Origin of the sequence: Vibrio sp. ED002, assembly GCF_023277445.1 — a bacterium.
Lineage (GTDB): Bacteria > Pseudomonadota > Gammaproteobacteria > Enterobacterales > Vibrionaceae > Vibrio > Vibrio jasicida.
This window is the reverse complement of the sequence record NZ_CP080239.1, coordinates 960,062-974,838: the sequence shown is the minus strand read 5'-3', so window position 1 is coordinate 974,838 and position 14,777 is coordinate 960,062. Positions and strand designations below refer to the sequence as shown.

Annotated in this window: 10 protein-coding genes; 2 read left to right on the top strand and 8 right to left on the bottom strand. The window is 45.4% G+C overall.

From position 1 onward, the window contains the following. Positions 1 to 77: 77 nt before the first annotated feature. From ITG12_RS21045 to yccS, 3 genes are all read right to left on the bottom strand, one after another. Positions 78 to 344, bottom strand: a complete 267-nt coding sequence (locus tag ITG12_RS21045; RefSeq protein ID WP_038867958.1) for a hypothetical protein — start codon at positions 342 to 344, stop codon at positions 78 to 80. 114 nt (positions 345 to 458) lie between these two features. Next, positions 459 to 620 carry a hypothetical protein gene (locus ITG12_RS21040; protein WP_164492032.1) on the bottom strand — a complete coding sequence of 54 codons (162 nt, stop codon included), beginning with the start codon at positions 618 to 620 and terminating at the stop codon, positions 459 to 461. 259 nt (positions 621 to 879) lie between these two features. Next, on the bottom strand, positions 880 to 3,033 hold the full coding sequence (gene yccS / locus ITG12_RS21035) for a YccS family putative transporter (RefSeq protein WP_042606028.1): 2,154 nt from the start codon (positions 3,031 to 3,033) through the stop codon (positions 880 to 882). Positions 3,034 to 3,326: 293 nt separating this feature from the next. Between yccS and helD the strand changes: the two genes are divergently transcribed. Then, complete coding sequence (gene helD, locus ITG12_RS21030) at positions 3,327 to 5,396, top strand: DNA helicase IV (protein WP_248874997.1); 2,070 nt, start codon at positions 3,327 to 3,329, stop codon at positions 5,394 to 5,396. Positions 5,397 to 5,494: 98 nt separating this feature from the next. On the opposite strand, the gene ITG12_RS21025 is transcribed toward helD, so the two are convergent. After that, positions 5,495 to 5,950 (bottom strand): methylglyoxal synthase, encoded by a 456-nt coding sequence (locus tag ITG12_RS21025; protein WP_038867953.1) that lies wholly within the window; start codon positions 5,948 to 5,950, stop codon positions 5,495 to 5,497. A 64-nt stretch (positions 5,951 to 6,014) separates the two neighbouring features. After that, positions 6,015 to 7,064 carry a TMAO reductase system periplasmic protein TorT gene (gene torT, locus ITG12_RS21020; protein ID WP_283102968.1) on the bottom strand — a complete coding sequence of 350 codons (1,050 nt, stop codon included), beginning with the start codon at positions 7,062 to 7,064 and terminating at the stop codon, positions 6,015 to 6,017. Between the two features lie 43 nt (positions 7,065 to 7,107). On the opposite strand from torT, the gene torS reads away from it, so the two are divergent. Further along, positions 7,108 to 10,071 (top strand): TMAO reductase system sensor histidine kinase/response regulator TorS, encoded by a 2,964-nt coding sequence (gene torS / locus ITG12_RS21015; RefSeq protein WP_248874993.1) that lies wholly within the window; start codon positions 7,108 to 7,110, stop codon positions 10,069 to 10,071. Between the two features lie 81 nt (positions 10,072 to 10,152). Here torS and ITG12_RS21010 read toward each other — a convergent pair whose 3' ends face one another. From ITG12_RS21010 to ITG12_RS21000, 3 genes are all read right to left on the bottom strand, one after another. Beyond that, positions 10,153 to 10,344 carry a hypothetical protein gene (locus tag ITG12_RS21010; protein WP_005447215.1) on the bottom strand — a complete coding sequence of 64 codons (192 nt, stop codon included), beginning with the start codon at positions 10,342 to 10,344 and terminating at the stop codon, positions 10,153 to 10,155. An 18-nt stretch (positions 10,345 to 10,362) separates the two neighbouring features. Further along, on the bottom strand, positions 10,363 to 12,720 hold the full coding sequence (locus ITG12_RS21005) for a fatty acid cis/trans isomerase (protein WP_248874991.1): 2,358 nt from the start codon (positions 12,718 to 12,720) through the stop codon (positions 10,363 to 10,365). Between the two features lie 130 nt (positions 12,721 to 12,850). Continuing rightward, a complete protein-coding gene (locus ITG12_RS21000) occupies positions 12,851 to 14,776 on the bottom strand; it encodes a TonB-dependent receptor (protein WP_095760160.1) in 1,926 nt (641 codons plus the stop codon). Position 14,777: the final 1 nt, after the last annotated feature.

Sequence of the window (14,777 nt, the reverse complement as noted above, 5' to 3'; positions counted from 1 at the left end):
TTGAAAGCAAGTGGATACAAACAAATTAACCCAAATACTTGTGCATCAGATGGAGCTAATACTGGAAATTTGGATGCTTAAACGTGTATATCGAGAAGGCTACCAATCACTTCATTACTTTTATCAACGACAGAAGCGCCGATTCGGTTGTAGCTTGCGGCTTGAGTCAAATTAACCAAAGGTTCGACGGCATTTGAAGAGGGAGTAAAGTTAGGAGCGTTAAATGAGAGTTCGGAATCTTTGACTAGTTCGACCTTATTGAAGTCTAGGTCGTTTTCTTTCACAAAGTCTTTTTGGATGTCATGGGCAGCGTCTTCAGCCATCTTTTGCGATAGCTGAATCATTTGATATCCGGATTGAATTCCTGATATTGGCATGCTGCTTCTCTCACTTGTTATGCTTTTGTTAGCATAGGAAGTGTTGTAAATTCGTGCAAGTGCTTTTGTTAATCTGTTTGATTAAGCAAACAGTTTTGAAAGCATTTCACGTTCTTCACTCGACAGGAGCGGGCTTTCCTTTTTATTCAGAGAGTGATTAATATCGCCTTGAAGCGACTTTAATTGGCTCGCTGTCAGGTCATTAATCTTTTTTCTTAATTCATTAAATTGCTGAGTAGTCATCTCGATCTCCTCACATTTCTTGGGCTTCTCCTTCATCCACCCACCTCAGCGACCTTCATGGTCACAATTAAAGAATGTTCTAATATTCTTAGATTAGTTTTTGAATGGTGTTTTTTTGTCCGAGTAATGTCAGTAAGCGTCAAGTGCCTTGTAAGACTTTTCTTATGAATAAGCACGCTAATCATAAAGGGGTAGAATCATAGTCTACCCCTTTAATATGGTTACTTAGTTCAATATTCTTAGTTCGTTCTAGGTTGGGTTAGTTCACGCGAACGGCAAACTTAGAAGCGAGTGAATGCAGCTCAGGCAACATACGGTAAATCAGATGCAGTTGCTGTAGCACCATGCGGGCTGAATGGTCGTCTTCATCACGCCATTCATTCAGTCTTTGCTCTAGATCTGCATCATTGATTGATGATAGGTCGCATTCTTCACAATGATGATGAAGTTGGCGATGCAGCACATCCAAATGCTGGTGAATGCAGCGATGTGCATCGAGCACAAGTTGATGAATAGATTCATCTTCAATTCTCGTGCGGTGGGCGCCTAACGCTGAGATGTAACTCAGCATCGCGTGGTTAAGCGTTAAGAAACGGAAACTTTCGTCTACCGCAGTGCGATACTTACCTGGTTCCGCCAACATTGTACTGATGGCAGAAGAAAGGTTTGCATCATTGTTGTGTGCTTGGCGGCGAGCAATACGATAGCTGAGGTTGTCTTTCTTACCAATACGGTATTGACCGATGATCTGCCCGAGATACTGCTTGTTGGCATCAATCGCATCGGACATCACTTTGTGTAAACGTTTTGATTGCCAATCTGGCAGAATCACCATGACGGCGCCTACTGCTAAAACACAACCAATCAACGTGTCCGCCAAACGTGGCAGTACTACGGCGTAGCCTTCGCCTAACTGATTGAACAAGAACAAAACCAACAAGGTAATAAACCCCGTCGCATAGCCGTAGTTGTTAATACGAAATGCAAAGAACATCACCCCCGAGAAAACAATGAATACTAACTGGCTTTCTTGGGAGGGGAAGAAGGTAAGTAGCGGGACACCAATTAACAAGCCCGCTAATGTGCCGATCACACGAGCAGTCAGCTTTTGTCTTGTTGCGCTGTAATTCGGCTGACAAACAAATAGGGTGGTTAATAGAATCCAGTAACCACGGTCGATATCAAATGCTTGAATGATGCCGTAACCGGCTGTCAAAGCAATTGACATACGCAGCGCATGACGGAACAACATCGAATCTTTATGTAGATTCGCCGCAATACGTTGCCACATTGCTTTAAACGTGTGTGGGTTGGTGTCATCGAGCACGTCTTCTTCTAGGCGTTCAGCATCTGGGTTATTGATGTTGCTCAGTTGCTTCTCAACAGTCGCTAAGTTATTGAACAAGTAGGTCAACTGAGCTAATAGGCGTTTCCAGTGACTTTGGTCTTGCTCTTCTAAATAGCCTAGTGAGTTTTGCAGTTCTGCTAAAGCCAAAATAGATTGGTCTGTGTGAGTATACTCGTTACCCAAGCGGATAGCATGGGCGATGTCGCGACACGCTTGTGCTTGTGATTCAAGCAGGTATTTGAAGCGAAACAGAACATCAGAACGCTCAAATTCTGTCGCAAGATCTTGATAACGATAGTGGCTTGAACTGACGCGTTCATGGATATCTTGTGCGATAAAATAGATGTTCAAGAAGCGGTCACTTGGACCATCGATATGGCCGCGCTTAGAACGGCTAAGCAACGTCGCTTTACAAGCATTCAGTGCATTCACAGTCGCAGCGTTGAGTTTTGCTGCTTCTATACGCATGGGTTGTGGTGTGAGGTTGGTGACTGGATGAAACAGCTTTGCCTTGGCATCTAGGTAGTTTGCAATTTGAAGAAAGACAGTCGCGAGGCTTTGTTGAACGGGTTGAAGCGGCCAGAACATCTGCCAGATCATCGACATAAAGTAGTACCACGCAGCGCCTGTCAACAACAGAAGCGGTTGGAACCAAATATTCGTGCTTTCGTGCGCCCCTAGCATGGTGTAGATCGCAATCAACAAAGAGCCAAAGGCAATACTAGCGTATTTAGGTCCAATGGCACCGAGCATGATAAAGCCGAAGGTAGAGACAAACAGGCCGATAGCAAACGCCCACGGTGTATCAAACAATATCTCGATAGAGAAGGCAGCAACGGCAAAACAAATGAAAGTGAGGAATAACGCCTTCACCCTACCTGTAAAACTGTCATCGCTTTCTGCCAGAGCTGCGGCAATGACACCTAAGATAAGCGGAGTGATCAAGGTGTTTTGGCCGAAATACCAAGTAGGTATCACCACACCAAGCAAGGTGATCAAAATGAGAATGCTATAGTTGATGGTTTTGTTTGCCCAATAGAGCCGAAGTTTTAAAGCTGCTTGCACGATGCGCCTTTCGTTGCCGGTGGAAAACGAGAGAATTTTAACAAACTCACTATAGCGTGTTTATGACCTAATTTAATAAAAATCATCAGTTGCTCAGGAAATCAACAGAATTGTCATTGGCTTACTGAAGGAGGCTTGTGATGGAAGCGTGTCTCTTGTTCACAAATTCAACAGTAATGTGAATTTTAATTAAGAATACTGACAGAACGCGATTTGTGCTTCATCCATCGCTACAATTTAACCGTCTAAAATGATATAAAACGAGAACTTCTATATCAAAAGGCGCACCTTTCATGCAGCTTACTGCCTCTAATAAAGCACAGTTTTTTATTCAAAATGAGTATTACCAAGTCGAAATAAAAGAAAACAGTGTTTTATTATGTTCAGTGGGTAGTGAAGAACACATCCCGTTTACGATTTGGAATGGCAAAGTGTCGGTCAAAAGAGGTCTTTTATGGAGCTCTTTGCAATTCTTTGCTCATGAGCAAGATGGCAAACAACAAAGCTGGTTAGTTCAAGGTCTACCTTGGCCACAATGTCGCAAGTTTGCTGTAGAAGCGGTGCGTCAATATCAGGATTGGCATAATACTCAATGCCGTAAGCTTGCCGAATTTCTGCCTAAGTGGGAAGACGAGTTATATCAGCTTAAAAACTTGCCTGCTTACTTACCGCATTCTCAAGTACAAAATTGGGTCGATAAACTCAACAACGAATTGGTTGAGATTAAAACCAGTCTCCTTGAAGCGAAAATGCGCATGCCAAAGCGCATGGCTGAAATCGAACCTTGGATTTCTGAAACGTCGAAAACTTTGAGCCAACGTAACCATGATTGGCTAGAAAATGAACGTCCGAATTGGGAAGTGTTGTTTAACCGTATTGAGTCGTCACCTCTGAACCTCTCCCAACAGCATGCCGTCTTACTCAATGATGATCATAACCTTGTGTTAGCGGGTGCTGGGTCTGGTAAAACGAGTGTATTGACGGCACGCGTGGCATATTTACTACAAAGTCACCAAGCGCAAGCAGAAGAATTGTTGATGTTAGCGTTTGGCCGTGATGCGGCTAAAGAGATGAAGGAGCGTTTGGTTGATAAGGTTGGCCTCGCGGCAGAAAACGTGCGCGTGAACACCTTCCACCAGCTTGGATTACGTATTCTTAATCAAGTCGAGCCTCAGCCGGTCGAAATTAGTCCGCTGGCTTTAGACGATAATCAACGCTCGGCTTGGTGTATTGACTGGCTTAAGAAACATTGGATGACACCAACCAACTTTAAACGTTGGCAGAAGCACTTGGATAAATGGCCGATTGCTTATTTGAAAGGTGACGATGAGCTAGGTAGCCATTCAGAAAACCCTAAGTTGATTGCTTGGTTAGACAGTCAGCTTTCGCAACTTGCTGCGGTCGGCTTGACCAAAAAGCAAGTGCAAGAGAAGCTAGTGAATCATCAAGACTACACGCGCTTGAATAGCGAACTGGCTTTGTGTTGGCCATGTTTTAGTGTATGGCAAAAAATGCTCAAAGAAACCAACCAGGTCGATTTTCCTACCATGATCAGTCGTGCGACGGATTATGTGACCAAAGGTAAGTTCATTTCACCTTGGCGTTTTGTGATGGTAGATGAGTATCAAGATATCTCTCCAGACCGCTTGGCTTTGATTGAAGCTCTGTGTGAATCGACAGAGAAGCAAACCGGCGCGACTTTGTTTGCTGTGGGGGATGATTGGCAAGCGATTTATCAATTTGCTGGAGCGGATGTGGATTTAACAACTGGGTTCCAAGATCGCTTTGTTCACTCAACGGTTCATCACCTTGATACGACCTACCGTTTTAACAATCAAATTGGTGACGTTGCGAACACGTTCATCCAAGAAAACCCATCGCAATTGCCGAAAACACTCAATAGTCATAAGCAACGTAAACAAAAGAGCGTACATACTGCACCAAGCAATCAAGTTGAGAAGATCCTAGATCAACTTAACCAGCAAGCGAAGAAAACGAAATCGGTACTGCTGTTAGGGCGAAACCATTATCACAAACCCGATCTATATGACGATTGGTTGAAGCGTTTTCCGAACCTTGAGATTCGCTTTATGACGTGTCATGCAAGTAAGGGTAGGGAAGCTGATTTTGTTATTATCTTGTCTGTTGACGAAGGGCAGTTCCCTGCTAAGAAGAAGCAAGCCCACATTGATGGCGCATTGACGGAGTCAAAAGACAAATTCTCTTATGCGGAAGAGCGTCGTTTGTTCTATGTTGCGCTGACTCGTGCTAAAGAGAAAGTATGGATCACGCACACCGGTGCAGGCTCTGGGTTTGTTCAAGAATTGGTGAACGGCGATTATCCAATTGTCACTTCTCGTTAGAAAAAGACTTCACGTTAGAAGCGTTTCTCTTCGGTTAGAAACAACAAAGGCGATACTCAGTATCGCCTTTGTTTTATGTGTGATTTAACGTTCAGAGCTTAGGTACGTTCTGCTAGGTAAGCGTCGTAGTCTGGCACTTCAATGTCCACTTCTTGGTCAATCAGTGGGGAATTGAATAGGAACTTAGCTGTAGCGCGGTTTGTCGCGACCGGAATGTTCCACACGCTTGCAATACGCAACAGCGCTTTGACATCTGGGTCGTGCGGTACGGCGTTCAGTGGGTCCCAGAAGAAGACGAGTACATCGATGTTGCCTTCAGAGATGAGAGCACCAAGTTGTTGGTCACCGCCCATTGGGCCACTGATCATGCTCTTGATTGCTAGACCGGTTTCCTTGCTTAGCATGTGGCCAGTCGTGCCTGTAGCGTACAAGAAGTGGCTTTGCAGTTTCTCTTTATTCTCTTTAACCCAACGAAGTAGCTCAGGCTTGCAGTTGTCGTGGGCAACCAATGCCACATGTTTGTGCGCTGGCATGGTACGAGTCTTTTTTTGCATCAAGTTATTTCCATTTTTATGATTTTAAATTCGTTGCTGTCCAATAAAACACGTTTTTTATCTATCAATCAACTGCATTAACGCTGAATGTCGGCCTATATTCTGACGGAGATAACGATTCTTCAATTGTGTCGTCATGAAGAGTCTTCGGAGTTAGCGCTTTAATGGTTGGTGACGCATGTTTCTCATACGGTTGCTGACGTAAATAATGCACGGCTTGCATCACTGATAAACGGCCTTGTTGGACCATTTTATCGGTAGGTGCAAATAGGACTTTGTGACGCAACAAACCTCGGTAAACACCATGGCTCAGGTAAACCGAAACTAAACCAATGTCATCGGTTTTACCCGCGCTGCGTAATTCACTGATTGCGGCCTCAATCGCAACGGCGCTGCCAACAATGTAATCAATGTTGCCCATATCAATCACACGTTGGACTAGATTGCGTTGCAGTTCTTTGTCGTTATCTGCCCAGTAGGAATCGACGATGTTAATGTCGCTGTCTTTGATCGCTTCATAAAACCCCGTGGTTACCGGTTTTGTTCCGCCACGTGTTCTTGGTCCAAGCAATAAAGCGATGTTGGTTTTGCCTGACCCTTTCGGATGTTTGTCTGCGAGGAACTTACCTGCTTCGTAACCCATCCAATACCAATCAACACCAACTTCACCTTGAAGTAGCTGTTTTTGTTCTTGATCGAGTTCAAGTTGGTTTACGGTCGCAAACACGGGCGTATTGCCTATCCAGTTTTTCAGGTTGTGTTCGTAAGCTTGTGGATCGACTGTTCCAAGAATAATGGCATCTGCACCCCATTGGGTACACAAAGCCAGTTGTTGCTCTTGGCGAGTTTTGTTTGGGTAACCACCAGCCTCTAAAACACGAAGGTTGATACCAAGTTTTTCCGCTTCGGAAACCATTCCATAGTTTACTGATAACCAGTATGAGTCCTTTAAATGAGGGTAAATAGCACAGACTTTCTCTGTCGCAAAAGCTGGCACTGAAGCGAAAAGTGACATTGCGAGAGCTGAATGCTTGAAAATTGTGCGAAATGAGCGCTGATTTATAACCATGAAATGAAGTTCGTTGGCATAGATTAAGTAAACACTGCAAAATATAACGTAATATGTCGCCGAACACGAATATTAAGGTCAGGAAAATATGTTGCTAGCTACCGCAAGCATCGGTCGCAAACTGTTATTGTCTTTCATTGCGATGGCAATGCTGGTCATGCTGTCTGCGCTAATCGGTGTATCAGGGTTTTCTCTGGTGGCAAAAACAGAAAGGAACGTGGTGGACGCTGCCATTCCGGCAATGATTGAAGCTCGACAAGTTTCGGAGCTCAGCACTCGCATTATTTCATCGGTGCAAATGTTGTCGAATGCGCAAAATGAACAAGAGCGTAAAGAGGCGGGACGAGTGCTGTTTGATCAGCTTGAATCGCTGCTTACTCACATCAAAGAACTGGGTGGCGAGTCGTTTGACGCTGATTTACTCGAAACCTTAGAAAATCACGTTCAAAACGTCATCAATAATCTAGCTGAATTGGGTGTGACGGTAGAAAGAAAGCTGTGGCTCGCCAAAGAGATCGATACGCGCGTAGAAGAAATGCGCTTATTGAGTGAAGAGCTTGAGCAACTGACTCGCACCCAAGTTCAAAACACCAGTACGATCGCGGTTGCTAACGTCACCCATATTTATGACCTTCTTGAAACCAACAAAAAAGCTCAAGTTTACCAAGCTTTGGATGCGCTCGTAGAAGTCGATCTCGATCTGACTGAGCGACTGCATGAATTGCACTTATTGGCGTTTAAGATGCTCAACCAGATTGAAGAAGCTCGCACCCTCACCAATGTGGATCGTATTCAACAAATCCAAACTGAGTTTGAAGACAATCTAAAAATCATGAAGCGACGTGTATTGGCGGTAGAAGACCCGACTCGCTCAGAGCAGATGGGGCAACTACTGAAAGAGCTGGGTAAACGACAAGTTGTGTTTACTATCCTGCTTCAACAATACGAAAACAACGAGCAGTCTCAAGAGTTAATGCAGGGGACGTTACAGCTCTTCTCTGAGCTAAATGGTACCGTCAACAAGCTGGTGGATGACTCAAACCAAACGACACGTGTGGCTGTCGATGAGCTTACGAATACCTTGAAGTTCGCACAGTGGTCCCTGACGGTGATTTCTATCATTGGTTTGATCATCGTTGTCTTGATCTTGTGGCGTGTCGTGTATGTTTCGGTGGTTAAGCGTCTGGGGGAATACTCGGCAGCGCTATTGTCGGTTGCACAAGGTAATTTGGCGGTTGAGTTAGAAGTAAAAGGCAAAGACGAACTTGCACATATGGGGCAGGCGATCATTACGGCACGTAACACTGCGCAAGCGCTTAAAGTCGTGGCCGAAGGCGAAGCGCAAGCTAAGCGAGAATTAGAAGAACACAAAGAGCACCTAGAAGAGTTGATCGAGCAACGTACCTCTCAGTTGAAACAAGCAAACCGTCGCTTAAATGAAGAGGTGCTTAACCACGCGAAAGCGCGGAAACAAGCCGAACAAGCTAGCCGTGCGAAGTCTGCTTTCTTGGCAACAATGAGTCATGAAATTCGGACACCGATGAATGGAGTGCTTGGAACCGCTCGCCTGTTAATAGACTCAGGGCTAAACCCAATTCAAAAGCGTTATGCAGAGATCATCAACCGCAGTGGTAAAACTCTATTGGCGATCTTAAATGACGTTTTAGATTACTCCAAAATCGAAGCCGGGCACTTAGAGATACGAAGTTTAGGTTTCGACTTGCATCAGATCGTTGAAGACACTTTCCAGCTAATGAACGGTAAGGCACAAGAGAAGAAGTTGCTCTTTTCTTACCATATTGAAAGCGATGTAGGTCGTTATTGGAAAGGTGACGTGACACGTATCAACCAAGTGTTGAATAACTTAGTTGGTAACGCGATTAAGTTTACTGAGGAGGGGGAGATTGATATCTACGTCAGCCTGAATCCAGAAGACGAATCACAAGTTTTATTTGAAGTCTCAGATACCGGAATTGGCATTGCGAAAAAAGACCAGAAGACGTTGTTTGATGCCTTCACCCAAGCGGAAGGTGGTTTAAATCAAACTGGTGGTACAGGTTTAGGTTTAGCCATTAGCCGTCGTATTATTCAAGCCATGGGTGGACGTCTGGACGTTGACTCTGATGAAGGTCATGGTAGCCGTTTCTGGTTCTCGATTCCTTTGGAGGAAAGTGAACCAGTTGAAACCGTTTCTATTGCGAGTGCACGGTGCAAGATCAAAGCGAAGGTGTTCATTGTCGAAGATAATCCGGTAAATCGGGTGGTTGCGGAAGGTTTCTTAGAAAGCATGGGGCATGAAGTCGTCATGGCGGAAGATGGTGCGCAAGCGGAACGAATCATGCAAAAACAGGACTTCGATATCGCATTAGTCGATATTAATTTACCTGACTGTAATGGCACTGACTTGATTCATCGACTGAAACAAATAGAAAGTAACAAACCAGCAGAGAAAGCACTTGCACCAACACCAATGGTTGCGGTTTCTGCTCACGTATTTGCTGAAGAAGTAGAAAGCTACTTAGCAGCGGGTTTCGATGGCTACTTACCGAAACCAATGGAAAAAGAAGCACTTGCTACGCTTATTCAAGACATGTTAGATGGCAAACAGCTTTTGCTGCCCCAAATGAGCAAGTGTGACCCTCAGGATGAGACGATAACAATCACTGATATTAACGAGACACCGGTCATCAATGAGCCGACAGCAGAGGAGCCAGCAATGGTTATCATCAATCCGAATGTGATTCAGTCAGACATGAAGATCTTGGGCAGAGAGAAAATGCTGCACATCATCGACTTGTTTAGACAAACCAGTACTGACGTACTGGGTCAGATGGAAACATCTGCGGATAATGGCGATAGCCGAGCAGTAAAAGATCTTGCTCACAAGTTGAAAGGCAGTGCAGGCAGCTTAGGTTTGACGGCATTGATGGATACCTGCCAAAGCATTGAAATTGCATCAGAACCATTAGAAGTATACTCAAGCGAGCAAGACATTATTAAGAAGCAAGTGACCGATTCGGTCGTTGCACTTGACCGTTTGATGGCAGAATAAAAGGCGTGTGATGCGCCTTGCGTCTTGCGGTTAGCTCGTGGGCTAAAAACAAAAACCTCCGGTTTGCGCCGGAGGTTTTTTCTATTCGGTCAGATCATCTTCCCACTCGAACCGAGTGTCTAGAGCATAAGGATCATCTTCGAACGGATGTTCCATTCTGCCACGCAAGTATTCGAGTTGGTGCTCAAGCATGTTGACCGTGTCGTAATCCCCCTCTGAGCAGGCAACGTATATCTGTTGCTCGAGAGCGGCGATGTTGTCTCGGATACTCATGAGAACCCCCTTAAATCATCATCGATTCTCAAAACGATTATAGTCAAGTAAACCAAATTCGATCGGTTGTTTTGTACGATACCAATCGTGGATACGATCGCTAAATGGCCAGAACTTTTCTGAGCTTCGGCGAATAGCAAAATTATCCAGTAACTTAACGTAATCATCCTCGGATTTAAGGGTGCTAAATTGATCGACAAATTCTTTTACTTGATCTTCTTCGATTGAGAAAAACGCCGCTGGATAGCTGCCAACCACGCCTCGAACAATGGTCATGTCATCGTTCGAAAAATCTCGATTGCTCTCTTCATCAAACAAGCTAGAAATGTTGATGTGAGCGTTATTATGAATAAGAGTGAAAAGCTCGTCCTCACCAGATTTGCTTCGCACCATCAGCATTGTGATTTGCGGTACCGTTTTTAGCCCTTCACCACGAACTTGGTTGATGCTCGCCAACTGCTGCTCATTCTCTACGGTCAGCGCGGTATCGACGATGTCGTATCGTGGCAACAAGATAGGTGATACTTGCTTGCGCAGAATATCCAATAGCTCCGATTTAGGATCGTCGGTGTGATATACAACACTGGTCGGTTGGCTAAATGGTGCCACGTTGCGTTGTAAGAAGTCGCTTAGTTGACGCGGTTGGTCCTGATACCAGCTTGAATGTTCTTGGTGGCGCATATCAGCAGGAAGTAGGGCAATAAAGTTACTTTCCCCTTCAAGGCGTAAGAAGTCCATGAACATTCGGGTAATCAGCTGGTGGCCAAAGTTACCGTACACATCGAAGCCTGCAACAAGTAGGTAGTGGATACGTTCAAGCAGGGCATAGTCCAAAACCCAAGCCGTTTTCGGTTGTTCACCCACTAAACCTTGCACCACTGACGCGCTGTCAAAGTGACGGAAGACTGTAAGAGCTGCATTTGGATTTGTACCGTTGCCGTCCCAAATTACGTCGGTCGATAGGTGCTCACCGTTCTTAAACCACTTGTTGATGAAGTCAGATTTGGCTTCTAGGTAGCGTGCTTGCTGACGCGAGTATTTCACCCAGTTGGTTACCGGCACAGTATTGCTTTCAAGTTCGCCGGGAAGTTTTAGGTTAGCTGCTTGTGAGCGATAGAACTCGTTCACTTCAGGAATGTCGGCCTTGTCTGGGTCTAGGAAGAATACCCAGAAGCGATCATTAATTACATTTAATGCCAGCTGACCACGACATACCGGACCTTTGATGTAAGCCATGATGGTGTTCTGAGCGTTGTCCAACATGAACTTAAAGCGCGACTTCACAGGCAAATCGATGAATGCGGTCATTGGGTTTGCGGCGATTTCAGGCTCGTAGCTTGGTAATTTTGCTACTTCATAATCGCCATCGATGAACCATTTTTTCCAGTTCTCGATACGTTGTTTGTTCAGCGCAAACGGCATGTGCGTCTTATCTACAATAGTGCCTTGCTCAGGAATGATTCGGTAGTACACACGTTCAACCCCCGGATCATCATACGGACGACGCGTTGTGATGCGTTTTACTGGCTCTCCCGGTGGCGTCGAAGATCGCACGAGAGTAAAGAAGCGAAGTTGCTCACCGTCCAGCTCCGAAAAGAACAGGTGCGATAAGAAAAGATGTTCGTAAATATAACGAGCGGCGAGCTGGTTTTTGCGAGAACTCTTGTTCAGCAGCGTCTCGTATTTCTGAACCTCAGCTTTTTGTTGCTCGGTAAGCGGGATATGCGCATTCATGATGCCGCCATTTTCCAGCCAAAGCATGAGCGTTTGATATTCTATCGCCGTTAAGTTCGGCATCCCGAAAGGCATTCCCCATGTCGGGTTGTCTTGTTCGTATTTTGCGTACTCTTCTATCGTCGGACACGTTTGTTCACGGTCGATAGAAAAATCGAAGCCTTCTAATTGAACTTGATCAGGGAGTGGATGACGTTCCTTTTGTTGCAACATACGAGCAATCAAACCTGCATCCATATTAGCCGCCATGCTCTGCTCACGCTCGTTGAGCACAGGATGGAAGCCAGCATCACGCCATTCTTGCGTAGTTTGCGCGTCTTCAAATAAGCGAGTTGGGGCTGCTGCGGTCAAGCGTGTGCCTTCGTAAACCAAAGCTTTGCTTGCACCACGGTCGATGCCTTCTACGGAAGAGAGTTTTAACTGACAAGGAGCATCGTAGCAGGCGTGACAAACCACACATCGATTATCGACGATAGGTTTTACTTCATGTTGAAAGAAGTCCGCTTGGGGCGTTTCAATAGCAACAGTACGCTCACGCACTTCTTCAGGGCCAAACAGTTTGTCGTAGTTTAGGCCCGCATAGGTCGCACAACCTGCAAACAGAGTGGCGATACACAGTGTAAAAATTAAACGTAAATTCATTGAGTTATTTTGAGTAAATTGAATTTGCGTTAATTAAAGCAAAATAAGCCGCCAAATACCAAAAATCGGAGCAAATTGCTCCGATTTCCGGGTTGTTATTGTTAGCTCAATGCCAAAGTAAGAGACAAACCTAGAACGCGTAAGTCACGTTAAAGCGGAAGTCTCGCCCCGGGCTTGCATAGCCTTGGGCGACAGGGCTGCCGATGTATTCCATGTACGACGCATGGTCAAAGTAGTATTTGTCGAATACGTTCTTAACAGACAGGGTTAGAGATAACTCTTCGTCTGCGAGTGGCATCCAATATGCGTAAACATCGTGTACGCCGTAGCCTGGCTTTTCTGGATGAACGGTTGGATCTGCCACGTCGGTTAGACGTTCAACAAATCGAGCATTCCAGCCAAACTCCAGTGTTTCCATCGGCTGATAGATCAGATCAAGCACCCAAGTGTCACCGATAGATGTGCCTAGAGTCGAGTCTTCATCCGAAAGTGGAATGCCATTGAGTTCTGGACGTGATTGGTTGTAGCTCAAGCGAGCTGACACATCTGAAATCGCATAACCTAGGTAAGCGGTGATGCCTTGATTATCTAAATCGCCAACATTGGTGTACACGGCCCCTTGATTGGTGACGACATCTTTGATGGTACTGTCAAAGAAGGTTAAGCCAGCAAAGAATTCGTCATATTGGTAGTTTGCACCCAGCTCTAGGTTGCGCGCTTCCTCTGGCTTACGGTTTGGATCATTTTCGCGGTAGTCGATGACAAATAACTCTTTGATTTGTTGCCCACGAAAGGCTTCCGCATAGCTCGCGAAGAGGTTCAAACCTTCAAAGGCGTTGTAATTGATACCAACGTTAGGGCTAAAACCACTTGAGTCAAAGTCTTGGCCCATGTTGTCGGTCAGTTCATACCAATCATAACGAGCACCAGCGGTGAGAATAAGAGCGTCTGTCAGCATCCAGTCGTCTTGAACAAACAAACCGTAGACAGTGCCTTTCTCTTCATCATCCTTTTTACCATCGTAATTGGTCTCAAATTCTGATTTGTCTTTCTTGTAATCTAGGCCGTAAACCAAAGTATGGCCGGTGAGTTTGCTAGTGTTGAAGATCTTCACGCCAGAAGTTTGAATTGAGCCATCGCTCGTTCCCCAACGTGGGTGATCTTTGTGGGCAAGACGACTGTCCGTGTAGTAGAAGGTCGTATCGAGATTGAATAGGTCACTCGCGCTGTATTTGTGGTTTAAGGTGAATGTCGAGCGGTCCGTCTCTTGGTCTAAAGGTTCGTTTTTGAAACTTGGTTGGAAGTGCGGGCGATTCAAGCGTCGTCCATCGTCATTACGATAGTCGTAGCTTACTGAGAGGTAGTGTTCGTCATTGAGTTGACCAGATAGCTTAAGGAGAGCAACTTGCTGTTCTAGCGCTGTATAAGGCTGCTCTTCACCTTTGCCATCTTGAATGTTGTCACCATCGATGTAACCGAATGATGCCAACAAACCAAGTTGATCGGCGACTTCACCATAAAGACTTGCCGATACTTTGTAGCCTTCATTGTTGGTGTAGTAGCCACCTTTCAACATTGCACCGTAGGTTTGGTCTGCAGCGAGTAGATCGTGTGCATCTTTTGTGGTGAATTTAATTGCGCCGCCAAGTGCACCAGGGCCGTCTGTCGCTCGTCCGGCGCCGGCACTCACATCGACTTGCTTAAGCAGCTCTGGCTCGATCGATAATCGGCCTTGGTGGTGAAATAGGTTACCGGATTGTTCTGCACCATCGATAGAGACATTCAGCATCGTATCTTCTAGACCTCGGACGTAGATCTTTTGAGAAATACCTGATGAGCCACCGACACTGACTTCGGCATCCTTTCTGAAAATATCATTAAGATCTTGAGCTTGGGATTTTGCTAGTTGGTCAGAGTCTATCGAGATATCGACACCTTCCGGTGTGTGACCAGTCACCTCGATAACTTCCATATCATCCTTGGCGTAAGTCGCTTGTGACGCCACTAAAAGCGCGATGGTAAGTGGGCTTAGCTTAAATACGGTTGAAGCAGACACC

Excerpts from the sequence above, each read along its gene's own strand:
- ITG12_RS21045 (WP_038867958.1), bottom strand. The coding sequence starts at position 344 with ATGATTCAGCTATCGCAAAAGATGGCTGAAGACGCTGCCCATGACATC.
- ITG12_RS21040 (WP_164492032.1), bottom strand. The coding sequence starts at position 620 with ATGACTACTCAGCAATTTAATGAATTAAGAAAAAAGATTAATGACCTG.
- helD (WP_248874997.1), top strand. The coding sequence starts at position 3,327 with ATGCAGCTTACTGCCTCTAATAAAGCACAGTTTTTTATTCAAAATGAG.
- ITG12_RS21025 (WP_038867953.1), bottom strand. The coding sequence starts at position 5,950 with ATGCAAAAAAAGACTCGTACCATGCCAGCGCACAAACATGTGGCATTG.
- torS (WP_248874993.1), top strand. The coding sequence starts at position 7,108 with ATGTTGCTAGCTACCGCAAGCATCGGTCGCAAACTGTTATTGTCTTTC.
- ITG12_RS21010 (WP_005447215.1), bottom strand. The coding sequence starts at position 10,344 with ATGAGTATCCGAGACAACATCGCCGCTCTCGAGCAACAGATATACGTT.
- ITG12_RS21005 (WP_248874991.1), bottom strand. The coding sequence starts at position 12,720 with ATGAATTTACGTTTAATTTTTACACTGTGTATCGCCACTCTGTTTGCA.